Source organism: Pseudomonas fitomaticsae (genome assembly GCF_021018765.1).
Lineage (GTDB): Bacteria > Pseudomonadota > Gammaproteobacteria > Pseudomonadales > Pseudomonadaceae > Aquipseudomonas > Aquipseudomonas fitomaticsae.
In genome coordinates, this window is record NZ_CP075567.1 from 3,383,759 (window position 1) to 3,407,976 (window position 24,218).

General features: G+C 62.6%; 14 protein-coding genes. 11 read left to right on the forward strand and 3 right to left on the reverse strand.

What is annotated here, in order from left to right; all coding sequences use genetic code 11:
- Positions 1–22 precede the first annotated feature (22 nt).
- The 5 genes from eprS (at position 23) to KJY40_RS15195 (ending at position 10,336) form a co-directional block, all read left to right on the forward strand.
- Entirely contained in the window at positions 23–2,974 is a 2,952-nt protein-coding gene (gene eprS, locus KJY40_RS15175) for an autotransporter serine peptidase EprS (RefSeq protein ID WP_230730899.1), read from the forward strand.
- A 41-nt stretch (positions 2,975–3,015) separates the two neighbouring features.
- The gene (locus KJY40_RS15180; RefSeq protein ID WP_230730900.1) at positions 3,016–6,102 is read left to right on the forward strand and encodes an autotransporter serine protease; all 3,087 of its coding nucleotides are present in this window, start codon (positions 3,016–3,018) and stop codon (positions 6,100–6,102) included.
- A 57-nt stretch (positions 6,103–6,159) separates the two neighbouring features.
- Positions 6,160–7,848: a polyurethane esterase gene (locus KJY40_RS15185; protein WP_230730901.1), complete on the forward strand. Its 1,689-nt coding sequence runs from the start codon at positions 6,160–6,162 to the stop codon at positions 7,846–7,848.
- Between the two features lie 100 nt (positions 7,849–7,948).
- Positions 7,949–9,802 carry a polyurethane esterase gene (locus KJY40_RS15190; RefSeq protein WP_230730902.1) on the forward strand — a complete coding sequence of 618 codons (1,854 nt, stop codon included), beginning with the start codon at positions 7,949–7,951 and terminating at the stop codon, positions 9,800–9,802.
- Positions 9,803–9,961: 159 nt separating this feature from the next.
- Positions 9,962–10,336 carry a hypothetical protein gene (locus KJY40_RS15195; protein ID WP_230730903.1) on the forward strand — a complete coding sequence of 125 codons (375 nt, stop codon included), beginning with the start codon at positions 9,962–9,964 and terminating at the stop codon, positions 10,334–10,336.
- A gap of 58 nt (positions 10,337–10,394) precedes the next feature.
- Here KJY40_RS15195 and KJY40_RS15200 read toward each other — a convergent pair whose 3' ends face one another.
- Positions 10,395–10,619, reverse strand: coding sequence for a YgdI/YgdR family lipoprotein (locus KJY40_RS15200; RefSeq protein WP_230730904.1), 225 nt, complete (start codon positions 10,617–10,619; stop codon positions 10,395–10,397).
- A gap of 196 nt (positions 10,620–10,815) precedes the next feature.
- Between KJY40_RS15200 and KJY40_RS15205 the strand changes: the two genes are divergently transcribed.
- From KJY40_RS15205 to KJY40_RS15215, 3 genes are read left to right on the forward strand one after another with little or no spacing between them, the layout of a single operon-like run.
- Positions 10,816–12,468: a VRR-NUC domain-containing protein gene (locus KJY40_RS15205; protein WP_230730905.1), complete on the forward strand. Its 1,653-nt coding sequence runs from the start codon at positions 10,816–10,818 to the stop codon at positions 12,466–12,468.
- Entirely contained in the window at positions 12,465–14,783 is a 2,319-nt protein-coding gene (locus KJY40_RS15210; RefSeq protein WP_230730907.1) for an ATP-dependent DNA helicase, read from the forward strand. Before KJY40_RS15205 ends, KJY40_RS15210 begins: the two co-directional genes overlap by 4 nt.
- Before the next feature lie 10 nt (positions 14,784–14,793).
- Positions 14,794–16,713: a hybrid sensor histidine kinase/response regulator gene (locus tag KJY40_RS15215; protein ID WP_230730909.1), complete on the forward strand. Its 1,920-nt coding sequence runs from the start codon at positions 14,794–14,796 to the stop codon at positions 16,711–16,713.
- 2 nt (positions 16,714–16,715) lie between these two features.
- Here the strand turns inward: KJY40_RS15215 and KJY40_RS15220 are convergent, their stop codons facing one another.
- Together KJY40_RS15220 and KJY40_RS15225 are read right to left on the reverse strand one after the other, a co-directional pair.
- Complete coding sequence (locus KJY40_RS15220) at positions 16,716–18,059, reverse strand: cation:proton antiporter (protein ID WP_230730911.1); 1,344 nt, start codon at positions 18,057–18,059, stop codon at positions 16,716–16,718.
- Between the two features lie 117 nt (positions 18,060–18,176).
- On the reverse strand, positions 18,177–19,331 hold the full coding sequence (locus KJY40_RS15225) for a MalY/PatB family protein (RefSeq protein ID WP_230730913.1): 1,155 nt from the start codon (positions 19,329–19,331) through the stop codon (positions 18,177–18,179).
- A gap of 219 nt (positions 19,332–19,550) precedes the next feature.
- Between KJY40_RS15225 and fdnG the strand changes: the two genes are divergently transcribed.
- Genes fdnG through KJY40_RS15240 form a run of 3 tightly spaced genes read left to right on the forward strand, consistent with a single transcriptional unit; the run spans position 19,551 to position 24,216 of the window.
- Positions 19,551–22,616, forward strand: a complete 3,066-nt coding sequence (gene fdnG / locus KJY40_RS15230) for a formate dehydrogenase-N subunit alpha (RefSeq protein WP_230730915.1) — start codon at positions 19,551–19,553, stop codon at positions 22,614–22,616.
- A gap of 14 nt (positions 22,617–22,630) precedes the next feature.
- Positions 22,631–23,566, forward strand: a complete 936-nt coding sequence (gene fdxH, locus KJY40_RS15235) for a formate dehydrogenase subunit beta (RefSeq protein ID WP_230730917.1) — start codon at positions 22,631–22,633, stop codon at positions 23,564–23,566.
- Entirely contained in the window at positions 23,563–24,216 is a 654-nt protein-coding gene (locus KJY40_RS15240) for a formate dehydrogenase subunit gamma (RefSeq protein WP_115077939.1), read from the forward strand. The genes fdxH and KJY40_RS15240 overlap by 4 nt, the downstream gene beginning before the upstream one ends.
- Positions 24,217–24,218: the final 2 nt, after the last annotated feature.

Sequence of the window (24,218 nt, forward strand, 5' to 3'; positions counted from 1 at the left end):
ACAACAAAAACGAGTAGTGAACATGGACGTACGCTTCAAGCCGGCATCGGTCGGCACCCTGTTGCTTGTCATTTGTGCAAACCCGGCTCAGGCCCAATACCTCGAATCCGGCAAACCCGGCGATCCGGCCAGTTGGCGCAGCGCCGAATTCCTGCGTGACTGGGGCCTGAACCGGATGCAGGCCGATCAGGCCTACGCCGCCGGCATCACCGGCAAGGGCGTGAAGATCGGCGCGCTGGACTCCGGTTTCGACGCCGCCCATCCCGAATTCGCCAGTGACCGTTATCACCCGGTACTGGCCAGCGGCAGCTACCTCGACGGCTCGCTGTTCAACGTCAACGGCACCCTCAACCCGAACAACGACTCCCACGGCACCCATGTGGTCGGCACCATGGGCGCGTCCCGCGATGGCACCGGCATGCATGGCGTCGCGTACAACGCGCAAATCTACGTCGGCAACACCAACAAGAACGACAGTTTCCTGTTCGGCCCCAACCCGGATCCGCGCTATTTCAAAGCGGTGTACGACGCTCTGGCCGATGCCGGCGTGCGGGCGATCAACAACAGTTGGGGCAGTCAGCCGCCGGATGTCAGCTATCGGACGCTTGCTGATTTGCATGCGGCTTACGCCCAGCACTGGAACAAGGGCACCTGGCTGGATGCGGCGGCGGACGTTTCCCGTCGCGGCGTGATAAACGTGTTCAGCGCCGGCAACAGCGGCTACCCGAATGCCAGCGTGCGCTCGGCGCTGCCGTACTTTCAGCCGGATCTGGAAGGCCACTGGCTGGCGGTCTCCGGGCTCGATCAAAGCAATCAGCAGAAGTACAACCAGTGCGGCCTCGCCAAATACTGGTGCATCACCACGCCGGGGGCGAAGATCGACAGCACCATTCCCGACGGCGGTTATGCGATCAAGTCCGGGACCTCGATGGCCGCGCCGCACGCTACCGGGGCACTGGCGCTGGTGATGGAACGCTACCCGTACATGAACAACCAGCAGGCGCTCGAAGTGCTGCTGACCACGGCCACTCAACTTGACGGCTCGGTCACTGACGTGCCGACCGAGCGAGTCGGCTGGGGCGTGGCCAACCTGTACCGGGCAATGCGCGGGCCGGGGCAATTGCTCGGGGCGTTCGACGTCCATCTGGCAGCCGGGCAGAGTGATGTCTGGAGCAATGACATCAGCGACAAGGCGCTGATCCAGCGCCAGAGCGAAGATCTCGCCGAACACAGCGCCTGGCAGCAAACCCTGCAAAGCAAAGGCTGGCAGAACGGCGTGCCGGCCGGCGCCAGCCAGCAGGATCAGACCGATTACGCCGTGGGCTTGGCCCGCGACGCAGCGGCGGCCGGTCGGGTGTACCAGGGCAGCCTGATCAAGTCAGGCGACGGTCGACTGACGCTGACCGGTGAAAACACTTATCGCGGGCCGACCACGGTCAATGGCGGCCTGCTGACGGTGAACGGATCGCTGACCTCGGCCGTGACCGTCAACGACGGTGGCACCCTCGGCGGCTCCGGGCGAATCGCTGCGCTGACCGCCAACAGCGGCGGCCGGGTGGCACCGGGCAATTCGATTGGCACTTTGAACGTGGCCGGTGATGTGACCTTCGCCCCGGGTTCGACCTACGCGGTGGAACTGTCTCCCACCAGCAGCGACCGCATCGTCGCCGGCGGCATCGCTGCCATCAACGGCGCCACCGTGAGCCTGTCGCTGGAAAACAGCCCGACCCTGCTCAGCACCGCCGAAACGAAAAGCCTGCTCGGCCGGCAATTCGACATCCTGCAAGCGGCGGGCGGCATTCAGGGGCGGTTCGGCGCGGTGCTGCCGGATTACCTGTTCATCGGAGGCAGCCTGGGCTACAGCGACAACGGCATTGGCTTGAACGTCGAGCGCAACGCGACATCGTTCGCCAGCGTTGGCCGGACACCGAATCAGCGCTCCGTGGCCACTGCCGTCGAAGGCTTGGGCGCGGGCAACTCCGTTTACGAAAGCCTGCTGTTGTCGGCTACCGCCAGTGATGCGCAACAAGCCTTTCAACAGCTGAGCGGTGAAGTCTATCCGGCCCTCGGCTCAGTGCTGATCAACGACAGCCGGCAACTGCGCGACGCCATAGGCGAACGCCTGCACGATGCCCAAGCCACGCAGAGCAATGGCTGGATCAAGGCCCTCGGCGCCTGGGGCAGCACCGACTCGCGCCATGACACCGCCGGTTACAACACCTCCATCGGCGGTTTGCTGGCCGGTGTCGACGGCGCACTGGACGAGCAGACCCGCATCGGTCTGGTCACCGGTTACAGCGACAGTTCGTTGAGCATGGGTTCGGGTACCCATTCCTCGGCCAAGGTCGACAGCTATCACCTCGGCGCCTACGCCGGTCACGAACTCGGCGCCTGGCGCTTGAGCACCGGCGCGGCCTACAGCTGGCATCGCGCCGATGTGAAGCGCGACCTGCAGTACGGCAACGTCAGCGCCAAGCAGAAAGCCAAGGTCGATGCCGCCACCACCCAGGTATTCGGCGAGGCGGCTTATCGACTGAACCTGCAACCGCTGGCCCTGGAGCCGTTCGTCAACCTGGCCTACGTGCATCTGGACACCGACAGCTTCACCGAGAAGGGCGACGCCGCCGCGCTGAAAAGTGGCGACGACCAGCGCGATGCGGTGCTGAGCACCCTTGGCGTGCGGGCGATCAAGACCTTCGACCTGCCGTCCGCACAGAAGCTGGAAGTGAGCGGACACCTTGGCTGGCAGCACAGCCTGACCGATATCGAATCCGAACAGCATTTGCGCTTCGCTAGCGGCAGTACGCCGTACACGGTCGAAAGCTCGCCACTGGTGCGCGACGCTGCGCTGGTCGGCGTACAGGCCAGCCTGGCACTGACCCGCGACGTGCGGATCAACCTTGATTACACCGGACAACTGGCCAGCCGCGAGAAGCAGCACGGCGTGGGCCTGAGCCTGAACTGGCAGTTCTGAACAAACGGATTTTTCGCAACATCACTAAGGAAGGTCGCTGGATGAAAAATAACAACACCCCCGCGCAATCGGGTGGATGCTTTCGCCTGAAAACTCTCAATTTCGCTTTACTCTGCGCATTGGCCAGCTGGGGCAGCGCACACGCGGCGCCCTACGTGGAAAGCGGTCGGGCAGGGGATCCGGGCAGTTGGCGCAGCGCCGAATTCCAGGCCGACTGGGGCCTGGGCGCCATCGGGGCGGATTACGCCTACGCCGCCGGTTACACCGGTAAAGGCGTGAAACTGGGGATCTTCGACCAGCCGGTCTACGCCGCGCACCCGGAGTTTTCCGGCAGCAACAAGGTCATCACCCTGGTCACCACGGGGATCCGCGAATACACCGACCCGTATATCCCGGTCAAAGCCGGGGACGCGTTCCGCTATGACGGTTCGCCCTCGGTCGGTTCCGACGGCAAGCTCGGTGCCCACGGCACCCACGTCGGTGGTATCGCCGCCGGCAGCCGTGACGGCGGGCCGATGCACGGTGTGGCGTTCGGCGCGCAGATCATCAGCGCCGACAACGGCGACCCTGGCCCGGAAGACGGTATCGTGCGCGGCAACGACGGCGCGGTGTACAAGGCCGGCTGGGATGCGCTGATCGCCAGTGGCGCTCGGATCATCAACAACAGCTGGGGCATCGGCATCACCGACCGTTTCGACCTCGGCGGCCGTGACCCGGCTTACCCGCACTTCACCGTCAACGACGCGCAAGTGCAGTTCAACGAAATCCGCACACTGCTGGGCACCAAACCCGGCGGTGCCTACGACGGTGCAATCGCCGCCGCGCGCAGCGGGATCGTGACGATTTTCGCGGCGGGCAACGACTACAACCTGAACAACCCGGACGCCATCGCTGGCCTCGGTTACTTCGTGCCGGACATTGCGCCGAACTGGATCACCGTCGCCGCTTTGCAGAAGAATCCGGATCTGGCCAGCGCCAATCCGTACATCATGAGTACGTTCTCTTCGCGCTGCGGCTACACCGCCAGTTTCTGCGTGTCGGCACCGGGTACGAAAATCTTCAGCTCGATCATCGAAGGCACCAACGCCGACAACCTGACCACCGGCTACAAGAACTACAACGGCACCTCGATGGCCGCGCCGCACGTGGCCGGTTCCATGGCGGTGCTGATGGAGCGCTTCCCGTACATGTCCGGCGATCAGGTCGCCAGCGTATTGCGCACCACCGCCACCGACCTAGGCGCACCGGGCATCGACGCCCTGTACGGCTGGGGCATGATCAACCTGCGCAAGGGCATCGACGGCCCGGCGATGTTCGTCACCGAGCAGGACATCCCCGAAGAGTTCCGCATCAAGGGCGCCTACGGCTCCGGACAGTTCGTGGCCGATCTGCCAGGCATCGGCGCGATCATCGATGCGGGCAAACCCACCGAACGCGTGTGCACCGACATCACCTGCGGGCTCGACACCTGGCGCAACGACATTTCCGGCCATGGCGGTCTGACCAAGCAAGGCATCGGCACCCTGGTGCTGACCGGCAACAACACCTACAGCGGCCCGACCCTGGTCAATCAGGGTCGACTGGCAATCAATGGCTCGCTGCAATCGGCGGTCACGGTCAATGACGGCGGGATCCTCGGCGGCAACGGCCGGATCACTGCGCTGACCGCCAACAGCGGCGGTACCGTGGCGCCGGGCAATTCCATCGGCACCTTGAACGTGGCCGGTGACGTGACCTTCGCGCCGGGTTCGATCTATGCAGTGGAAGTATCTCCCACCAGCAGTGACCTTATCGTTGCCGGTGGCAAAGCCGTGATTGAAGGGGCGACCGTGACCATGTCGCTGGAAAACAGCCCGACCCTGCTGAGCACCAGCGAAGTGAAAAGTCTGCTCGGGACGCAGTTCAACATCCTGCAGGCGGCGGGCGGCATTGAAGGGCAATTCGGGCAAGTACTGCCGGATTACGCCTTCCTCGGCGGCGCCCTGGCTTATTCGGCGAGCGGCGTGCGACTGGACGTCACGCGTAACGACGCCTCGTTCGCCAGCGTTGGCCTGACGCCGAACCAGCGTGCGGTCGGTGCCGCTGCCGAGCGTTTGGGTGCCGGTAATGCACTGTTCGAAACCCTGTTGCTGTCGCCGAGCGCCGCCGCTGCGCAAGATGCCTTCCAGCAACTGTCCGGCGAGATTCACCCGGCCATCGGCACGCTGCTGATCAACGAAAGCCGCTACCTGCGCGATGCCGTGGGCGAACGTCTGCGTGAGCGTGATCTGTTCGATGCCGGCGCGCCGACCGATGACCGCAGCAATGCCTGGCTCAAAGTGCTGGGCGCCTGGGGCAAGAGCGATGGCGGCTCCAAATACGCCGATTCCACCAGTTCCATCGGCGGCCTGCTGGCCGGTGTCGACGGCTTGATCGCTGAAGATACCCGTCTGGGTTTCGTTACCGGTTACAGCGACAGCTCGTTGAGCATGGGCGAGGGGACACATTCGTCCGCCTCGGTCGATAGCTATCACTTGGGCGCGTATCTGGGGCATCAGATCGATGCACTGCGTCTGACCGCCGGTGCGGCTTACAGCTGGCATCGCATCGACGTCAAACGCGATCTGCAGTTCGGTGGCGTCAGCGGCAAACAGAAAACCAAGCGTGATGCGACCACCGCGCAACTGTTCACCGAAGCGGCCTACGACCTGGGCCTGCAACCGATGAACCTGGAGCCGTTCGCCAATCTGGCCTACGTGCACCTCAACAGCGACAGCTTCACCGAGAAAGGTGATGCCGCTGCACTGAAGGGCGGTGAAGACAACCGCGATGTGGTGTTGTCGACCCTCGGGGTGCGGGCCAAACGCACCTTTGCCCTGTCGGAGAAACACCAGCTGGAACTGGGCGCAAGCCTGGGCTGGCAGCACAACTTGAGCAGCGTGGATGCCGACAGCCACTTGGCCTTCGTCAATGGCAACAGTGCGTTCACCGTGCAAAGTGTGTCGATGGATCGAGATGCAGCGGTGGTCGGCGTACGCGCCGGGCTGGCGCTCAATCGCGATGTCCGGGTCAACCTGGACTACAACGGGCTGATCGGCTCCAACGAAAAGGACCACGGAGTGGGCCTGACGCTGGACTGGCAGTTCTAAGAGGTAGCGGCAGTTCTTTAGAGAACTGCCGTTTTTGGAAGGAAGAGAGAGCACAACATGGGATTGTTCGATTACAAAAATGCCGACGGCAAAGCGCTGTACAGCGACGCCATCGCCCTGACGCTGTATGCCTACACGCCGACCGGGCTGGCATTGCCCGGCACCGGCTGGAAGCCGATCGGCGCCACGGCGCTGGGCTATCAGGGCAAGGTCGGGGCGCAGGGCACGTTTTTCGGCGAGAAGGACGGCTTCACCAGCGCCGAAGCCGAAGTGCTCGGCAAGTACGACGCCGCGGGCAAGCTGATCGGCATCGGCGTGGCCTTCCGGGGCACCGGCGGGCTGGGTTACAGCGACACCTTCGGCGACATGAAAAACAATCTGCTGGCCGCCATCGGCCCGACGGATTACGCCACCCAGTACGCGAAAAACGCCTTCGACAACCTGCTCAAGTCGGTAGCCGCTTTCGCTGTCGCCCACGGCATCGCGGCCAAGGACGTGCTGGTCAGCGGCCACAGCCTCGGCGGTCTCGGGGTCAACAGCGTGGCGGAGTTGAGCGCGAGCAACTGGGGCGGGTTCTTCAAGGACGCCAACTACATTTCGTTCGCCTCGCCGACCCAGAGCAGCACCGGTACCAACGTGCTGAACATCGGTTACGAGAACGACCCGGTGTTCCGCGTGCTCGACGGCACCACGTTCAGTACCGCGTCGATGGGCAAGCACGACAAGCCGCACGATTCGACCACCGACAACATCGTCAACTTCAACGACAACTACGCGTCCACCGCGCAGAACCTGGTGCCGTTCAGCATCGCCAATCCGCTGAACTGGTCGGCCCACAGCTCGCTGGGGTATGCCGACGGCCTGAACCGGGTGATCGCGTCGAAGTTCTACGGCCTGACCCACAAGGATTCGACGATCATCGTCTCCAACCTTGAGCAAGCGTCGCGGGGCAAGACCTGGGTCGAGGATCTGGGCCGCAGCGGCGAGCCGCACACCGGCAGCACCTTCATCATCGGCACCGACAGCGGTGACTGGCTCAAGGGCGGGGCGGACAACGACTTCCTCGAAGGCCTGGGCGGCGATGACCGTTTCCGTGACGACGGCGGTTTCAACATCCTGCTCGGTGGCCAGGGCCACAACACCTTCGAGCTGCAAAAGCCGTTGCAGAACTTCAGCTTCGCCAACGATGGCGACGGCACGCTGTACGTGCGTGACGCCTATGGCGGCATCAGCATGACCCGTGACATCGGCGCGCTGGTGAGCAAGGAGTCAGGCTCGTGGTGGGGCAGCAAGGAAATCACCTGGACCGTCACCGCCAAAGGCCTGGCCAACGGTGCCGAACTGACCCAGTACAACCATTCGCTCAGCGGCGGCGCCATGGGCGACACCCTGAAAGCCACCGCTGACGGCGACTGGCTGTTCGGCCTGGGCGGCAACGATCACCTGCAAAGCGACAAGGCCCACGTGACCTTCGTCGGCGGCGCCGGTAACGACGTGATGAGCGCGGTGGGTGGCAACAACACCTTCCTGTTCAGCGGGGCGTTCGGCTTCGACGCGATCAATGGCTACCAGGGCAGCGACAAACTGGTATTCATGGGCGTCGAAGGCGCAGGGCAGGGCTACGACTACAAGCAACACGCGTCGCAGTCCGGAAGCGATACCGTGCTGAAGATTGGCGACTTTGCCGTGACGCTGGTCGGGGTCGGTGTGGCTAACCTGTCGGATTCGAGTTTCATCTTCGCCTGACAAACGAAAGTTGTACTGAAATGCTCCGGGGCGCCTCGGGAGGGGCGTTCTGGTTGTGAGCTATCTCTGAACAATTCCAACAAAGAGAGAGGCAACAGCAATGGGTGTGTATGACTACAAGAATTTCGGTACGGCGGAATCCAAGGCGCTGTTCAGCGACGCCATGGCCATTACGCTGTATTCCTACCACAACCTCGATAACGGCTTTGCCGTCGGTTATCAGCACAACGGCTTCGGCCTCGGTTTGCCGGCCACGCTGGTGACCGCGCTGATCGGCGGCACGGATTCCCAGGGGGTGATCCCCGGCATTCCGTGGAACCCCGATTCGGAAAAAGCCGCACTCGACGCGGTGAAAAAAGCCGGATGGACCCCGATCACCGCCTCGCAACTGGGTTACGAGGGCAAGACCGATGCGCGCGGCACCTTCTTCGGCGAAAAAGCCGGCTACACCAGCGCCCAGGTGGAAATCCTCGGCAAATACGACGCGCAGGGCCATCTGACGGAAATCGGCATCGCCTTTCGCGGCACCAGCGGCCCGCGGGAAATCCTGATCGGCGACTCCATCGGTGACGTGATCAACGACCTGCTCGCCGCATTTGGACCTGAGGATTACGCCAAGAACTACGTCGGCGAAGCCTTCGGCAACCTGATGAACGATGTGGTGGCGTTCGCCAAGGCCAACGGCCTCACCGGCAAGGACGTGCTGATCAGCGGTCACAGCCTCGGCGGGCTGGCGGTCAACAGCATGGCGGACTTGAGCACCAGCAAATGGGGCGGGTTCTTCCAGGACTCCAACTACATCGCCTACGCCTCGCCGACCCAGAGCAGCACCGACAAGGTGCTCAACGTCGGCTACGAAAACGATCCGGTGTTCCGCGCCCTCGACGGCTCGACCTTCACCGGCGCCTCGCTCGGCGTGCACGACGCGCCCAAGGAATCGGCGACCGACAACATCGTCAGCTTCAACGACCACTACGCCTCGGCGGCGTGGAACGTGCTGCCGTTCTCGATCGTCAACATCCCGACCTGGATCTCGCACCTGCCTACCGCTTATGGCGACGGCATGAACCGGGTGATCGAGTCGAAGTTCTACGACCTGACCAGCAAGGACTCGACGATCATCGTCGCCAACCTGTCGGATCCGGCGCGGGCCAACACCTGGGTGCAGGACCTGAACCGCAACGCCGAAACCCACAAGGGCAGCACGTTCATCATCGGCAGCGACGGCAATGACCTGATCCAGGGCGGCAGCGGCAACGATTATCTGGAGGGCCGCGCCGGCAACGATACCTTCCGCGACGGCGGGGGCTACAACATCCTGCTCGGCGGTTCGGGCAACAACACCCTGGAGTTGCAGAAGTCAGTCAATACCTTCGACTTCGCCAACGACGGCGCCGGCAACCTGTACATCCGCGATGCCAACGGCGGGATCAGCATCACCCGCGACATCGGCAGCATCGTCACCAAGGAGCCGGGCTTCCTCTGGGGCCTGTTCAAGGACGACGTGACCCACAGCGTGACAGCGGACGGCCTGAAGGTCGGCAACAACGTCACCCAGTACGAATCGAGCGTGAAGGGCACCGGCGGTGCCGACACCCTCAAGGCCAAGGCCAGCGGTGACTGGCTGTTCGGCCTGGACGGCAACGACCATCTGATCGGCGGGACGGGCAACGACGTGTTCGTCGGCGGCGCCGGCAATGATCTGATGGAGTCGGGTGGCGGGGCGGATACCTTCCTGTTCAGCGGCGCGTTCGGCCAGGATCGCGTGGTGGGTTACACCGCCAACGACAAACTGGTGTTCCTCGGCGTGCAGGGGGTGTTGCCGGGCGATGACTTCCGCGCCCATGCCACGGCGGTGGGACAGGACACGGTGCTGAAATTCGGTGCTGATTCGGTGACGCTGGTCGGGGTTGCGTTGAACAGCCTGAGTGCCGACGGGATCGTGATCGCCTGACGGCAAGGGTGGGGAGGGAGCGCATTCCCTCCCCATATCAAAAGTGACTCACCAGCCATTCCCTGACTCCAATCCCTGCACCAACAGGAAATGCGGCCTAAAGCCATGATGGCAACGTTCGTCATCCAAGGGTCGCCAACGAGTACAGGAGATTCACACGTGAAAGGTTTCAAGAGGTTTGTCGGGATTGCGGGACTGGCGCTGCTGTCGGCCAATGCCTGGGCCGATCTGCCTCACAGCTCGATTCTGAGCCGCTATGGCGTCACCACCGATCAACTGCCAAAACCGGCCGAAAGCGATGACGTCAAACCCGTTGAAGAGAAAACCCGCTTTCATATCCAGCCCGAACAACCGTCCGTGACCGTTCGCATCGGCGAAAACAATGAGCCGGAAATGACCGGCAACCTGAGCATCGACCGCATGGCGCAACAGGAGCGTCAGCGTTGCCAGCGCTTGCAGGAAGAAATGGTCCGGCGCGGCGAGCGTGCGTTGAACTGCGACGGCTCCCTCCCGGGCATGGCGTTACCCCGCTGACACATGCAAAAAAGGCTGCGCTCCAACAGGAGCGCAGCCTTTTTTGATGGGGTAACCGTCAGTCTTCCTTGCGCACCGTGGCCACTTCATCGGCACGCACGCGGATCTTGGCGCCGGAAATATCCCTGAACTCATAGAAGCCGTCCTCGTTTTTGGTATCGGGCATGTCCTCGGTCAGGTATTGGGTGCCGTTCTGCAAGGTAACCACCGTCGGGGTCGAGCAACCGGCCAGGGTCAGCAGGGCCGCTACAGCCAACGGGATCCCGAGCGTCTTGATTTTCATAAGCAGCATTCCTGTTTGTTTCGACCATTGTCGGCCTCTAACGCGGTTGGTGCCATTACGCCGGGAAAAGTTCGATGGCCACCTGAAAAAAATCCGCAATGAAGGTGCCACTGATCTTTTTCCGTTTGCGCCCGCCGGGGCAGGCTGGTATCTGTACGCATAACCAGTACTCGCTTGCCATGGCCCCGAAATCACCGTGACTGCCAATCCCCTCGACGACCCGTTCTATTACCTCAACAACTTCCGCCAGGTGCTTGATTGGCTTGAGCTTCGTTACGCCGATGTCATGAGCGAAGCGGAGCACGCCTTCATCCGCGACTTCAAGACACTGCCGCGCGGATCCCAGGGATTGCTGGTGCGGATGGTGATGCGCAAGGGCGTGCATTTTCGTGCCGGCAAGCTGAGTTATCCGGAAATCGGCGACATCGCCGAGGCGGCGCAACCGCTGCTGGAGCAGGGCTGGCTCGATGAACAGGCGCCGTTGTCGATGGCGGATCTGTTCGAGGTGTTGCTCAAGGCCGAGATCCTGCAAGCCTTCGGCCCGGCCATCGATCAGCCCCGAGGCAAGAAAGCCGACTGGTTGCCGCAGCTGCACGAACAGTTCCCCGAGCCCCGCAGTTTCCTGCAATGGTGCCCGGCGCTGGCGGATCGACTGTTCAGCCTGACATTGATGGACCTGTGCGATCGTTTTCGCCTGATGTTCTTCGGCAACCTCTATCAGGACTGGTCGGAGTTCGTGCTCGCCGACCTCGGCATTTTCACTTATGAAAAAGTCGAATTCAGCGCTGATTCCCGGGGCTTGCGCAGCCGTGCCGACGTCGATGCCTGCCTGTTTCTTCACGACTGCCAGCTGTCTTTCGAAGCCGGCGAGCCGCTGGAGCCGATCGTCGAACAGGTCGCGGCGCTGCATTTCGACAACCCTTGGCTGCAACGCCGGCGCGGCAAGCTGTTGTTCCAGATCGGCCAATACTGCGAGCGCATTGGCGAATTTGCCCTGGCTCTGAAGATCTATCGCGATTGCGCCTATCCCGGCGCCCGATTGCGGATGATCCGCGTGCTGGAGCGCAGCACCGAATATGCGTTGGCGCTGGAACTGGCGGTCATTGCCGAGCAGGCGCCGGAAACCGCCACCGAACAGCAGGGCCTGCAACGGGTGTTGCCACGCTTGCGGCGCAAGCTCGGCGGGCCACCGATCAAGCGCACGGCGCCCGGCCTGGTCGAGCGACTGGACCTGCACCTGCCGCGTCTCGATCCGGCATTGTCGGTGGAATATCACGTTCAGGCGCACCTGCACGAAGAAGCAGGCCCGGTGCATTACGTGGAAAACAGCCTGATCAACTCACTGTTCGGCTTGCTGTGCTGGCCGGCGATCTTCGCGCCGCTGCCGGGCGCGTTCTTTCACCCGTTCCAGCGCGGGCCGGTGGATCTGCTCAATGAAGACTTCCAGCCCCGACGCGCCGAGCTGTTTCAGGCCTGTCTGGCCGAACTCGACGATGGCCGTTATGCCGACACCATCCGCGCACGGTTCGCCGCCAAATGGGGCGTGCAGTCGCCATTCGTGTTCTGGGGCGCGCTCAATCAAGAGCTGCTAGAGCAGGCGCTGGCCTGTCTGCCGGCCGAACACCTCAAGCACTGGTTCAGCCGTCTGCTGCTGGACATCAAGGCCAATCGCGCCGGCATGCCCGACCTGATCCAGTTCTGGCCGCAGCACAAGACCTACCGGATGATCGAAGTCAAAGGCCCCGGCGATCGCTTGCAGGACAACCAATTACGCTGGCTGGAGTTCTGCCACACGCACCGCATGCCGGTCGCCGTGTGTTACGTGCAATGGGCGGAGCAGGGCGCTTGAGCTACAGCATCGCGGTGCGGGCGCTGTGCGAATTCACCGCGAAAACCGGTGACCTCGACTTGCGCTTCACCCCGTCACCGACCGCGCTGGAGGGGATTGCCGGGCATCGCACCGTGGCGTCCCGGCGCAACGACGCCTACCAGAGCGAAGTGGCGCTGGAGGGCGCATTCGGACCGTTGAAGGTCAAGGGCAGGGCGGACGGCTACGACCCGACGCAGAACTGCCTGGAAGAAGTCAAAACCTATCGCGGTGATTTGAGCAAGCAACCGGCCAATCACCGCTCGCTGCATTGGGCCCAGGCGAAAATCTACGGCTGGTTGATGTGCTGTCGTTTGCAGCTTGAGCAGATCAATCTGGCGCTGGTGTATTTCGACATCGTCACGGAAAAGGAAACCTGTCTGGTCGAAGCGTTCAGCGCCGATGCGCTGCGGCAGTTCTTCGAACAACAGTGCGGTTTGTTCCTGGCGTGGGCCGAACAGGAAATGGCCCACCGCGAAGCGCGCAACCGGGCGGCGCAGCAACTGGGGTTCCCCCATGCCGCGTTTCGCCCTGGCCAGCGTCATCTCGCCGAATCGGTGTTCAAGGCTGTCAGCACCGGCCGCTGCCTGATGGCCCAGGCCCCGACCGGGATCGGCAAGACCCTCGGCACCCTGTTTCCGATGCTCAAGGCGTTGGCGCCGCAGCAACTGGACAAGGTCTACTTCCTCACCGCCAAGACCCCCGGACGCAAACTGGCGCTGGATGCGGCGCAAGTGCTGTTCGATCACAGCGAAACCTTGCCCCTGCGAGTACTGGAAATGGTCGCCCGGGACAAGGCCTGCGAACACCCGGACAAGGCCTGCCACGGCGAATCCTGCCCGTTGGCCCAAGGCTTTTACGATCGCTTGCCCGCTGCCCGCGCAGCCGCCAGCCAATTGCGTCTGCTGGATCAGGCCGCGCTGCGAGACGTCGCGGCGCAGCACGGGGTGTGCCCGTACTACCTGAGCCAGGAAATGGCCCGCTGGGCCGACGTGGTGGTGGCGGACTACAACTATTACTTCGATTTCAGCGCGCTGCTGTTCGGTCTGGCCCAGTTCAATCAATGGAACGTCGCGGTGCTGGTGGACGAGTCGCACAACCTGGTCGAGCGCGGACGGCAGATGTACAGCGCCACCCTCGATCAGGCGACACTGGGCAGCGTGCGCAAAACCGCCCCCGAGGCCTTGAAGAAGTCGTTGCAACGGGTCAACCGCGAATGGAACGCCCTGCACAATGACCAGTTGGCGCCGTATCAGGCCTACGACAAGGCGCCGGAAAAACTGTTGCAGGCGCTCTCATCCTGTACGGCGAGCATTGGCGACTACCTCAACGATCACCCGCAAGGGCTCGACAGCGCGTTGCAGAACTTCTATTTCGAAATGCTGCAATTCGGCCGCGTGGCGGAACTGTTCGACGCGCATTACCTGTTCGACATCAGCAAACGCGACCTCGAGCGCAAACGCCCGTTATCGCAACTGTGCCTGCGCAACGTGGTGCCAGCGGCGTTCATCGGCCCGCGCCTGACGGCGGCGCGCAGCAGCGTGCTGTTTTCCGCAACCCTCAGCCCGCGCCACTATTACGCTGATTTGCTTGGCACGCCGGCCGACACAGTGTGGATCGATGTCGAGTCGCCGTTCAGCGCCGAGCAATTGCAGGTACAGATCGTCAGCCGGATTTCCACGCGTTTCACGCACCGTCAGGCATCACTGGAACCGATTGTCGAGCTGATCGCCCGCCAGTTCAGCGAACGTCCGGGCAACTATCTGGCGTTCTTCAGCAGTTTCGATTACCTGCAACAGGTCGCGCAGTTGCTGGCGGAGCGGCACCCGCACATCACCCGCTGGCAGCAATCTCGAGGCATGACCGAAGGGGCGCGCCAGGATTTCCTCGATCAATTCACCGCCGACAGCCAGGGCGTCGGCTTTGCCGTGCTCGGCGGCGCGTTCGGCGAAGGCATCGATCTGCCCGGCGCACGGCTGATCGGCGCGTTCATCGCGACCCTCGGGCTGGCCCAGCTCAACCCGGTCAATGAACAGATGAAGCGGCGCATGGCCGCGATCTTTGGTGCCGGTTACGACTACACCTACCTGTTCCCCGGCGTGCAGAAAGTGGTACAGGCCGCCGGACGGGTGATCCGCACGCAGCAGGATCGCGGCGTGGTGATGCTGATCGACGATCGCTTTGCCGAAAGTCGCATCCGGCAATTGCTGCCGCGCTGGTGGCAACCTGATCTCTCAGAAGCACCTTTCCAAACCGCCGGTTTGACGCATACTCCAGTGATTGAAAAACTGTTTTGAGCCAAGCCTGATGAGCGAGAACAAGAAGTCCGCTGCTATCGAAGACATGCGCTTTCGTTTGCTGATCGATGCGGTGGTCGATTATGCGATCTACATGATTGACCCCGAGGGCATCATCACCAGCTGGAACTCCGGCGCCAAGCGCTTCAAGGGATACGAAGAAGCGGAAATCCTCGGCGAACACTTTTCCCGGTTTTACACCGATGAGGACCGCGCAAAAGGTTTGCCGCAGCGAGCGCTGGACACGGCGATTCGTGAAGGCCGGTTCGAAGGCGAAGGCTGGCGGGTACGCAAGGACGGCACGCATTTCTGGTGCCACGTGGTGATCGATCCGATTTTCAGCCCGAGCGGGCAACTGCTCGGGTTCGCCAAGATCACCCGCGACCTGACCGACCGCAAGATGGCCGAAGAAACTCTCAAGCAGAGCGAACAACAGTTCCGCCTGTTGGTGCAGGGCGTCACCGACTATGCGATCTACATGCTCAGCCCGGAAGGCCGGGTGACCAGCTGGAACCCCGGCGCGCAGCGGATCAAGGGTTACAAGCCGGACGAGGTCATCGGCAAGCACTTCTCGATGTTCTACACCCCGGAAGACCGTGAGATCGGAGAACCCCAGCGGGCCCTGGAAACCGCGGTGCGCGAGGGCCGTTTCGAGAACAAGAGCTGGCGCCTGCGCAAGGACGGCACGCGGTTTCTGGCCCATGTGGTGGTCGATGCGATTCGCGGCGACACCGGCACCTTGCTCGGTTTTGCCAAGATCACCCGCGACGTCACCGAGGCTACCCAGGCGCAGCAGGCACTGGAGAAAACCCGCGAAGCGCTGTTCCAGGCGCAGAAAATGCAGGCCATCGGCCAACTCAGCGGCGGCATTGCCCACGACTTCAACAATCTGTTGACGGTGATCCTCGGCAACCTGGAAATCGTGCGCAAACGCCTGGGCGACGACCCGAAAGTCAGCCGTCTGCTGGAGAACGCCACCCAGGGTGCATTGCGCGGTGTATCGCTGACCCAACAGATGCTGGCCTTCGCCCGGCGTCAGGAGCTCAAGACCGAACCGGTCGAAATCCCGAAACTGGTGCAGGGCATCACCGGGCTGTTGCGCAGTTCGCTGGGGCCGGGGATCCGCATCGAAACGCAGTTTCCCGAAGATCTGCAAGCGGTGCTGGCCGACAGCAACCAACTCGAACTGGCGCTGCTCAACCTGGCGACCAACGCCCGTGACGCCATGCTCGAGGGCGGCAGCGTCACCATCAGTGCCGAACCCGAAGTGGTGCTTGAACAGCACGATTCGAAGATGGCGGCAGGGCGCTATGTCTGCCTGAGGGTGACCGATACCGGTGAGGGCATGGACGCTGAAACGCTGGCGTCGGCGACCGATCCGTTTTTTACAACCAAAGGTTTGGGCAAGGGCACCGGGCTGGGGTTGTCGATGGTCCATGGCTTCATCGAACAACTGGGTGGCCGATTCATTCTGAAAAGTACCCAGGGGCAGGGCACCACCGCTGAACTGTGGTTGCCGGTGGCCATCGACGGTGTCGCGGCCAAACCGCTTGGCCCGATTGCGTCTACCGAAACGGTACCGCGTCTCAGCGTGCTGGTGGTGGATGACGACAGCCTGGTGCGCACCAGCACGGTCCTGCTGCTGGAAGACCTCGGCCACCGGGTGGTCAGCGCCACCTCCGGTGCCCAGGCGCTGGAGTTGTTCGATCAGGGCGAGGTCATCGACCTGATGATCACCGACATGGCCATGCCGCAGATGAGCGGCGCGCAACTGGCTCACGCCGTGCGCCTGCTCAAGCCGGACCTGCCGATCATTCTCGCCACCGGTTATGCCGAGCGCCTCGAAGGCTTTGCAGCGGAGCTGCCGCGACTGTCGAAACCGTTCAACCAGATGAATCTGGTGGAGATCATTGCCCGGTTGATGAAGTGAGTTCAGGTTTTGCGTGTTTTATGCAGCTCATAGCGGGCGAGAATCGGCTGGGTGCTGACGCCGTGCAGCAAAATGCTTAGCGCCACCACCGACAGGGTCAGGTCGGTACACAGCGTACCCACGCTGTCGCCCAGCCCATGGTTCAGCGCATAAAAGAGGTAGAACAGACTGCCGATGCCACGAATGCCGAACCAGCCGATCAATAACCGTTGGCGCCCCGCAAGCAGCGATCCCCACGGCATCAACGCCACGCAGGCGGGGCGGATGACACAGAACAGCACCCCGCCGACCAACAGCGCCCGCCAGTCCCAGTGACTGACCAGCACCACGCCCAGCAGGGTGACCAGAAACACCTCCATGGCCCGCTCGACCAGACTGCCAAAGGCGAGCATGTCACCCATCATGATGCCGGCGGCCACCTGGCTGTCTTCCAGTCGTTCGGTGTCGCCGTGCACCGCGTGCTGCGGTTCGACGTTCTGATGGCCGACCACCGGTTGTACCAGATGCTCGGCGGGCGGTTGGTGGACGCCGGTGGATTTGACTTCCTCCTGCCGCAACCCCAGGCCAGCGGCGAACACCGACAGAAAACCGTAGCCGCCGATGGATTCCGCCACCACGTAGGCCAGCGCGATCAACGCCAGTGCCAGGTAGTCGTTGGGGCTGAGGGTGCTGTCATCGTTGCGGATGCGCATTGAAAGGGTCAGACGGCCAATACCCCGCCCCATCCAGTAACCGCTGAGCAATCCGGCGGGTACGGCCCAGAGCAGGCTGCGCAGCACCCAGTCGGGCCACTCGGCGGCAAAACCTTCACCGTGCAGCAGCAACAGGCCGAGGATCACGAAAGGAAAGGCAATCCCGTCATTGAGCCCAGCCTCGCCCGACAGGCCGAACCGCACGCTGTCGACGTCCCGCGCATCGTTGACCTGCACCAGCGCCGCGAGCACCGGGTCGGTCGGCGCCAGAATCGCCCCGATCAGCAACGAAGGGCCCCACGGCATGTGCAGGCCAAAGTGCAACAGCAGGCACACACCAATGATGGTCAGCACCATCACCGGCCCCGCCAGGCCAAATGCGATCCGCCAACGTTTGTCGCGCAACGGCAAGCGCAGTTTCAAACCGCAGACAAACAGGGAAAACAGCACCGCGACTTCGGTCAGGTGCTCCATCCACAAAGAGGCCTCGTCCAGCGGCAACTTCAGCAGATCCAGCCCGAACGGCCCGATGCCTACGCCCAGCAACAGGCAGACCGCCGACGTCGTCACAGGCATCCAGCGCAGGTAGGACGACGTCAGCGCCAGGGTCAGCAAGACGGCACCGAGTACTGCCACCCAGATGATAAATGTCATGGTTGCCGGCCCGTCCTGCCCCTCGCGACCTGCTTGGGGCCTTGAAGGTATTGAGACGTGTCACGAGCGCCGGTTCACTTTTTCTGACCGACAGTGCCTTCCTGGCCCTGGGGTAAATCAGGCCTTGCGATTCGCCAGACTGCGTTCCATCCGCGCGATCCCTTCTTCCAGCATCGAACGTGGGCAGCCGAAGTTCAGGCGCACGAACTGTTGGCTGTGCTCGCCAAAATCCAGACCAGGGCTGAGGCCGACGCGGGCGTGTTCAAGGAAGAATTTCTGCGGGTCGTCCAGATCCAGCGCCGAGCAATCGAGCCAGGCCAGGTACGTGCCTTGCGGCACATTGATGGTCACGCCGGGCAAGCGGCTGCGCACGGCGTCTACCAGCCAGTCACGGTTGGCTTGCAGGTAGTGTTTCAGCGCTTCAAGCCATGGGCCGGCCTCGCTGTAGGCCACGCGCGTGGCTTCCATGCCCAAAGGGTTAACGCTGTCGACCATGCCGCAACGGGCGTGGTTGACGCGTTCGCGCAGCGCGGCGTCCTGGATGATCATGAACGAGGTCTTGAGGCCGGCGATGTTGTAGGCCTTGCTCGCCGACATCAGGGTGATGGTGCGCCGGGCGATTTCCGGACTCAGGGACGCGGTCGGAATGTGCACGCGGCCGTCGTAGCACAGCTCGGCGTGGATCTCGTCGGAGATGATCCAGGCGTCCTGCGCCACGCAGATGTCTGCAACCGCTTGCAGTTCTTCACGGCCGAAGACCTTGCCGATCGGGTTGTGCGGGTTGCTCAGGAGCAGGGCGCCGCCACCTTTCAGGGATTCACGCAGTGCGTCCAGCGGGGTGGCGTAGGTGCCGTCGGCCTGGGCGTTGAATTCCAGTTCGACCTTGTTCAGGCCCCAATGGCCTGGCGCATGGCGCAGCGGCGGGTAGTTCGGGGTTTGCACTACGACGTTCTGCTGCGGTTGTACCAGCGCCTTGAGCGCCATGTTGAAACCCGATTCCACCCCCGGCAGGAAGATCAGCTCTTGCGGTTTGACCCGCCAGGCGAACTTGTTCCAGAGGTCGGCGACGATGGCCTCGCGCAGGTTGTCCTGGGCCACGCTGTAGCCGACCAGCGGGTGCAGCAGGCGTTGTTGCAGCGCCTCGATGACCACCGGCGGCGCGGCGAAATCCATGTCAGCGACCCACATCGGCAACACGTCGGCCGGATAGCGGCTCCACTTGGTGCTGCCGGTGTCGTGGCGGTCGAATACCTGATCAAAATCGAAAGTCATGCGCGGTCTCTGAAGGCGGAGATGGGTCGTGCCGGCGATGATAAACCCCCACCCCCTGTGGGCGCGAACTTGTGACCGATGAATGGCCGACGGTCGGTTTTCACACAAGCGGCGGGAGCTTTGTCTACAGTGAAAAAGTCGGCACTCGTGTGCCGCAACCGTGATTGTCCAGAACAAACCCGGCTCAAGTACCGGGTTCCACCTGATCAGGAGTGCACGATGGATCTCAGCCGTCGTCAGTTCTTCAAGGTCGCCGGTATCGGCCTTGCAGGCTCTAGCCTGGGCGCGTTGGGCATGGCCCCGACGCTGGCCTTCGCCGAGCAGGTGCGCCACTTCAAGCTTGCCCACACCCATGAAACCCGCAACACCTGCCCGTATTGCTCGGTCGGTTGCGGCTTGATCATGTACAGCCAGGGCGATGCCGCGAAGAACGTTGCGCAAAATATCATCCATATCGAGGGCGACGCCGACCACCCGGTCAACCGCGGCACCCTGTGCCCCAAAGGCGCGGGCCTTCTGGACTTCATTCACAGTCCCGGCCGCTTGCAGTACCCGCAGGTGCGCAAGCCCGGCAGCAGCGAATGGACCCGGATCACCTGGGACGAAGCCCTCGACCGCGTCGCCGACCTGATGAAGGCCGACCGCGATGCCAATTTCGTCGAGCAGAACGCCCAGGGCCAGACAGTGAATCGCTGGCTGACCACCGGATTCCTCGCAGCGTCGGCGGCGTCCAATGAAGCGGGCTACATCACCCACAAGGTGGTTCGCAGTCTCGGCATGCTGGGGTTCGATAACCAGGCGCGTGTCTGACACGGCCCGACGGTGGCAAGTCTTGCCCCGACGTACGGCCGTGGAGCCATGACCAACACCTGGACCGATATCGCCAACGCGAATCTGATCCTGGTGATGGGTGGCAACGCAGCAGAAGCCCATCCTTGCGGCTTCAAATGGGTGACCGAAGCCAAGGCGCACAATGCCGCGCGGCTGATCGTGGTCGATCCGAGGTTTACCCGGACCGCGTCCGTGGCCGATTACTACGCGCCGATCCGCACCGGCAGCGACATCGCGTTCATGGGCGGGCTGATCAATTACCTGCTGACCGAGGACAAGATCCAGCACGAATACGTGCGCAACTACACCGACGTGTCGTTCATCGTCAAAGCCGGTTTCGGCTTCGAGGACGGGCTGTTCACCGGTTACGACGCGGCCAAGCGCAGCTACACCGACAAATCCACCTGGGGTTACGAACTCGGTGAGGACGGTTTCGTCAAAGTCGACCCGACCCTGCAGGACCCGCGCTGCGTCTATCAATTGATGAAGCAGCATTACAGCCGCTACAACATCGACCTGGCGAGCCAGATCTGCGGCATGCCGGTCGATGCGATGCAGAAAATCTGGGAGGAAATCGCCACTTGCTCGGCCCCGGGCAAGACCATGACCATTCTCTATGCGCTGGGCTGGACCCAGCACTCGATCGGCTCGCAGATCATCCGCAGCGCGGCGATGGTGCAACTGTTGCTCGGCAACGTCGGTATGCCCGGCGGCGGGGTCAACGCCTTGCGCGGACACTCGAACATTCAGGGCCTGACCGATCTCGGCCTGCTGTCCAACGCGCTGCCGGGTTACCTGACCCTGCCCACCGACATGGAGCAGGACTACAACGCCTACATCAAGAAACGCACCCAAGTACCGCTGCGGCCGGGGCAATTGTCCTACTGGCAGAACTACAGCAAATTCCACGTCAGCTTGATGAAAGCCTGGTACGGCGCCAATGCCACCGCCGAGAATCAGTGGGCCTACAACTACCTGCCGAAACTCGACATTCCCAACTACGACATCCTCAAGGTGTTCGATCTGATGGGGCAGGGCAAGGTCAACGGCTACATGTGCCAGGGCTTCAACCCGATTGCCGCGTTGCCGGACAAGAACCGGGTGATGGCGGCGCTGGCCAAACTGAAATGGCTGGTGGTGATGGACCCGCTGGCCACCGAAACCTCGCAGTTCTGGGAACACGTCGGGCCGTTCAATGATGTGAAGAGCGCCGACATCCAGACCGAAGTGATCCGTCTGCCGACCACCTGTTTTGCTGAAGAGGACGGTTCGCTGGTCAACAGCAGCCGCTGGCTGCAATGGCACTGGAAAGGTGCCGACGGCCCCGGCGAGGCGCGCACCGACGTGCAGATCATGAGTGCGCTGTTCCTGCGCCTGCGTGAGCGTTATCAGGCCCAGGGCGGCAAATTTGCCGATCCGCTGTTGAAGCTGTCGTGGCCGTACAAGATCGCCGAAGAACCCTCGCCGGAAGAGATCGCCAAAGAGATCAACGGCTATGCCACCACGGATTTCACCGACGCCACCGGCGCGGCGATCAAGGGCAATTCGCAACTGGCCGGGTTCGCCCAGCTCAAGGATGACGGCAGCACCGCATCCGGCTGCTGGATCTTCTGCGGCAGCTGGACCGAAGCCGGCAACCAGATGGCCCGCCGCGACAATAACGACCCTTACGGCATGCATCAGCATCAGGGTTGGGCGTGGGCCTGGCCGGCCAACCGGCGGATTCTGTACAACCGAGCTTCTGCGGACGTCGCCGGCAAACCGTGGGATCCGAAAAAACGCCTGGTGTGGTGGAACGGCAAGGCCTGGGGCGGCACCGACGTGCCGGACTACAAGGCCGACGTACCGCCGGAAGCCGGTATGAACCCCTTCATCATGAACCCCGAAGGCGTGGCGCGGTTCTTCGCCGTCGACAAGATGAACGAAGGGCCATTCCCCGAGCACTACGAGCCGTTCGAAACCCCGATCGGCATCAACCCGCTGCACCCGGAAAACAAGAAAGCCACCAGCAACCCGGCGGCGCGGATCTTCGATTCGGTGTGGGACAGCCTCGGCGTGGCCAAGGATTACCCGTACGCCGCCACCAGCTACCGGCTGACCGAGCATTTCCACTTCTGGAGCAAGCACTGCAAGTTGAACGCGATTGCCCAACCCGAGCAGTTCGTGGAAATCGGCGAAGTGCTGGCCAAGGAGAAAGGCATCGCTGCCGGCGACCGGGTGCGGGTCACCTGCAAGCGCGGGTTCATTGAAGCGGTAGCGGTGGTGACCAAAAGGATCCGGCCGTTGCAGGTCAACAACCAGGTGGTGCACCAGATCGGCATTCCGCTGCACTGGGGCTTCACCGGCCTGACGCGCCACGGTTACCTGACCAACACCCTGGTGCCGTTCCTCGGCGATGGCAATACACAGACCCCGGAATCCAAGTCATTCCTGGTCAACGTGGAGAAGCTCTGATGGAGAATCTTTAGATGGCCAGCCAAGACATCATTGCCCGCTCGGCCACCACGACCCCGGCGCCGTCGATACGCGACCAGGAACAGGTGGCCAAACTGATCGACACCACCAAATGCATCGGTTGCAAAGCCTGCCAGGTCGCATGCTCGGAATGGAACGAGCTACGCGACGAGGTAGGCCACAACCACGGCACCTACGACAATCCGCAGGATCTGAGTGCCGATTCATGGACGCTGATGCGCTTCACCGAGCACGAAACCGACGCCGGCAACCTCGAATGGCTGATCCGCAAGGACGGCTGCATGCACTGCGCCGAACCCGGATGCCTGGCGGCGTGCCCCAGCCCCGGCGCGATCATCAAGCACGCCAACGGCATCGTCGATTTCGATCAGGACCACTGCATCGGTTGCGGTTATTGCATCACCGGGTGCCCGTTCAACATTCCGCGTATCTCGCAGAAAGACCACAAGGCCTACAAATGCACCCTGTGTTCGGACAGGGTGGCAGTGGGGCTGGAACCGGCCTGCGTGAAAACCTGCCCGACCGGGGCCATCGTGTTCGGCACCAAGGACGACATGAAGACCCACGCCGCCGAGCGCATCGTCGACCTGAAAAGCCGTGGCTTCGACAATGCCGGCCTGTATGACCCGGAAGGCGTCGGCGGTACCCACGTCATGTACGTGCTGCACCACGCCGACACCCCGAAAATCTACGCTGGCCTGCCGGACAACCCCGAGATCAGTCCGCTGGTGGGCTTGTGGAAAGGCATCAGCAAACCGCTGGGCCTGCTGGCCATGGGCGCGGCAGTGCTGGCCGGGTTCTTCCATTACGTGCGGATCGGCCCGAACCGGGTCGAGGAAGATGAACATCCCGAACCGCCCGACACCTCGGTGCATGTTGTCGATCCGGCGGTGCACACCTTCGACCCACGCGGGGAGGGCCGGCCATGAGCAACAAGACGATCCTGCGCTACACCGCCAACCAGCGCACCAATCACTGGCTGGTGGCGATTCTGTTCTTCATGGCCGGGCTGTCGGGGCTGGCGTTGTTTCATCCGTCGATGTTCTGGCTGACCCACCTGTTCGGTGGCGGGCCGTGGACGCGGATCCTGCACCCGTTCATGGGCGTGCTGATGTTCGTGTTCTTCCTCGGCCTGGTGTTTCGTTTCTGGCGCTCGAACTTTTTCATCGACAACGACTGGAAATGGCTGCGACGCATCGACCGGGTGCTGGTCAACGACGAAGAGACCGTGCCGGCGGTGGGCAAGTACAACGCCGGGCAGAAGCTGCTGTTCTGGACTTTACTGCTGTGCATGCTCGGGCTGTTGTTCACGGGGTTGGTGATCTGGCGCGCGTACTTCAGTCATTACTTCGGCATCACCACGATTCGGTGGGCGATGCTTTTGCACGCACTGGCGGGGTTTGTGCTGATCCTGAGCATCATCGTTCACATCTACGCCGGGATCTGGATTAAGGGTTCGGTGGACGCGATGATGCACGGCTGGGTCAGCCGCGCCTGGGCCAGGAAACACCATGCACTCTGGTATCGCGAGGTGGAAAACCAGGATCCGCCAGAGCGACCGGTCACAAAAAAGGGCTGACA

What these genes read in the sequence shown, in the direction of transcription:
- eprS (WP_230730899.1), top strand. Translation starts at nt 23, where the DNA reads ATGGACGTACGCTTCAAGCCGGCATCGGTCGGCACCCTGTTGCTTGTC.
- KJY40_RS15180 (WP_230730900.1), top strand. Translation starts at nt 3,016, where the DNA reads ATGAAAAATAACAACACCCCCGCGCAATCGGGTGGATGCTTTCGCCTG.
- KJY40_RS15185 (WP_230730901.1), top strand. Translation starts at nt 6,160, where the DNA reads ATGGGATTGTTCGATTACAAAAATGCCGACGGCAAAGCGCTGTACAGC.
- KJY40_RS15190 (WP_230730902.1), top strand. Translation starts at nt 7,949, where the DNA reads ATGGGTGTGTATGACTACAAGAATTTCGGTACGGCGGAATCCAAGGCG.
- KJY40_RS15200 (WP_230730904.1), bottom strand. Translation starts at nt 10,619, where the DNA reads ATGAAAATCAAGACGCTCGGGATCCCGTTGGCTGTAGCGGCCCTGCTG.
- KJY40_RS15215 (WP_230730909.1), top strand. Translation starts at nt 14,794, where the DNA reads ATGAGCGAGAACAAGAAGTCCGCTGCTATCGAAGACATGCGCTTTCGT.
- KJY40_RS15220 (WP_230730911.1), bottom strand. Translation starts at nt 18,059, where the DNA reads ATGACATTTATCATCTGGGTGGCAGTACTCGGTGCCGTCTTGCTGACC.
- KJY40_RS15225 (WP_230730913.1), bottom strand. Translation starts at nt 19,331, where the DNA reads ATGACTTTCGATTTTGATCAGGTATTCGACCGCCACGACACCGGCAGC.
- fdxH (WP_230730917.1), top strand. Translation starts at nt 22,631, where the DNA reads ATGGCCAGCCAAGACATCATTGCCCGCTCGGCCACCACGACCCCGGCG.
- KJY40_RS15240 (WP_115077939.1), top strand. Translation starts at nt 23,563, where the DNA reads ATGAGCAACAAGACGATCCTGCGCTACACCGCCAACCAGCGCACCAAT.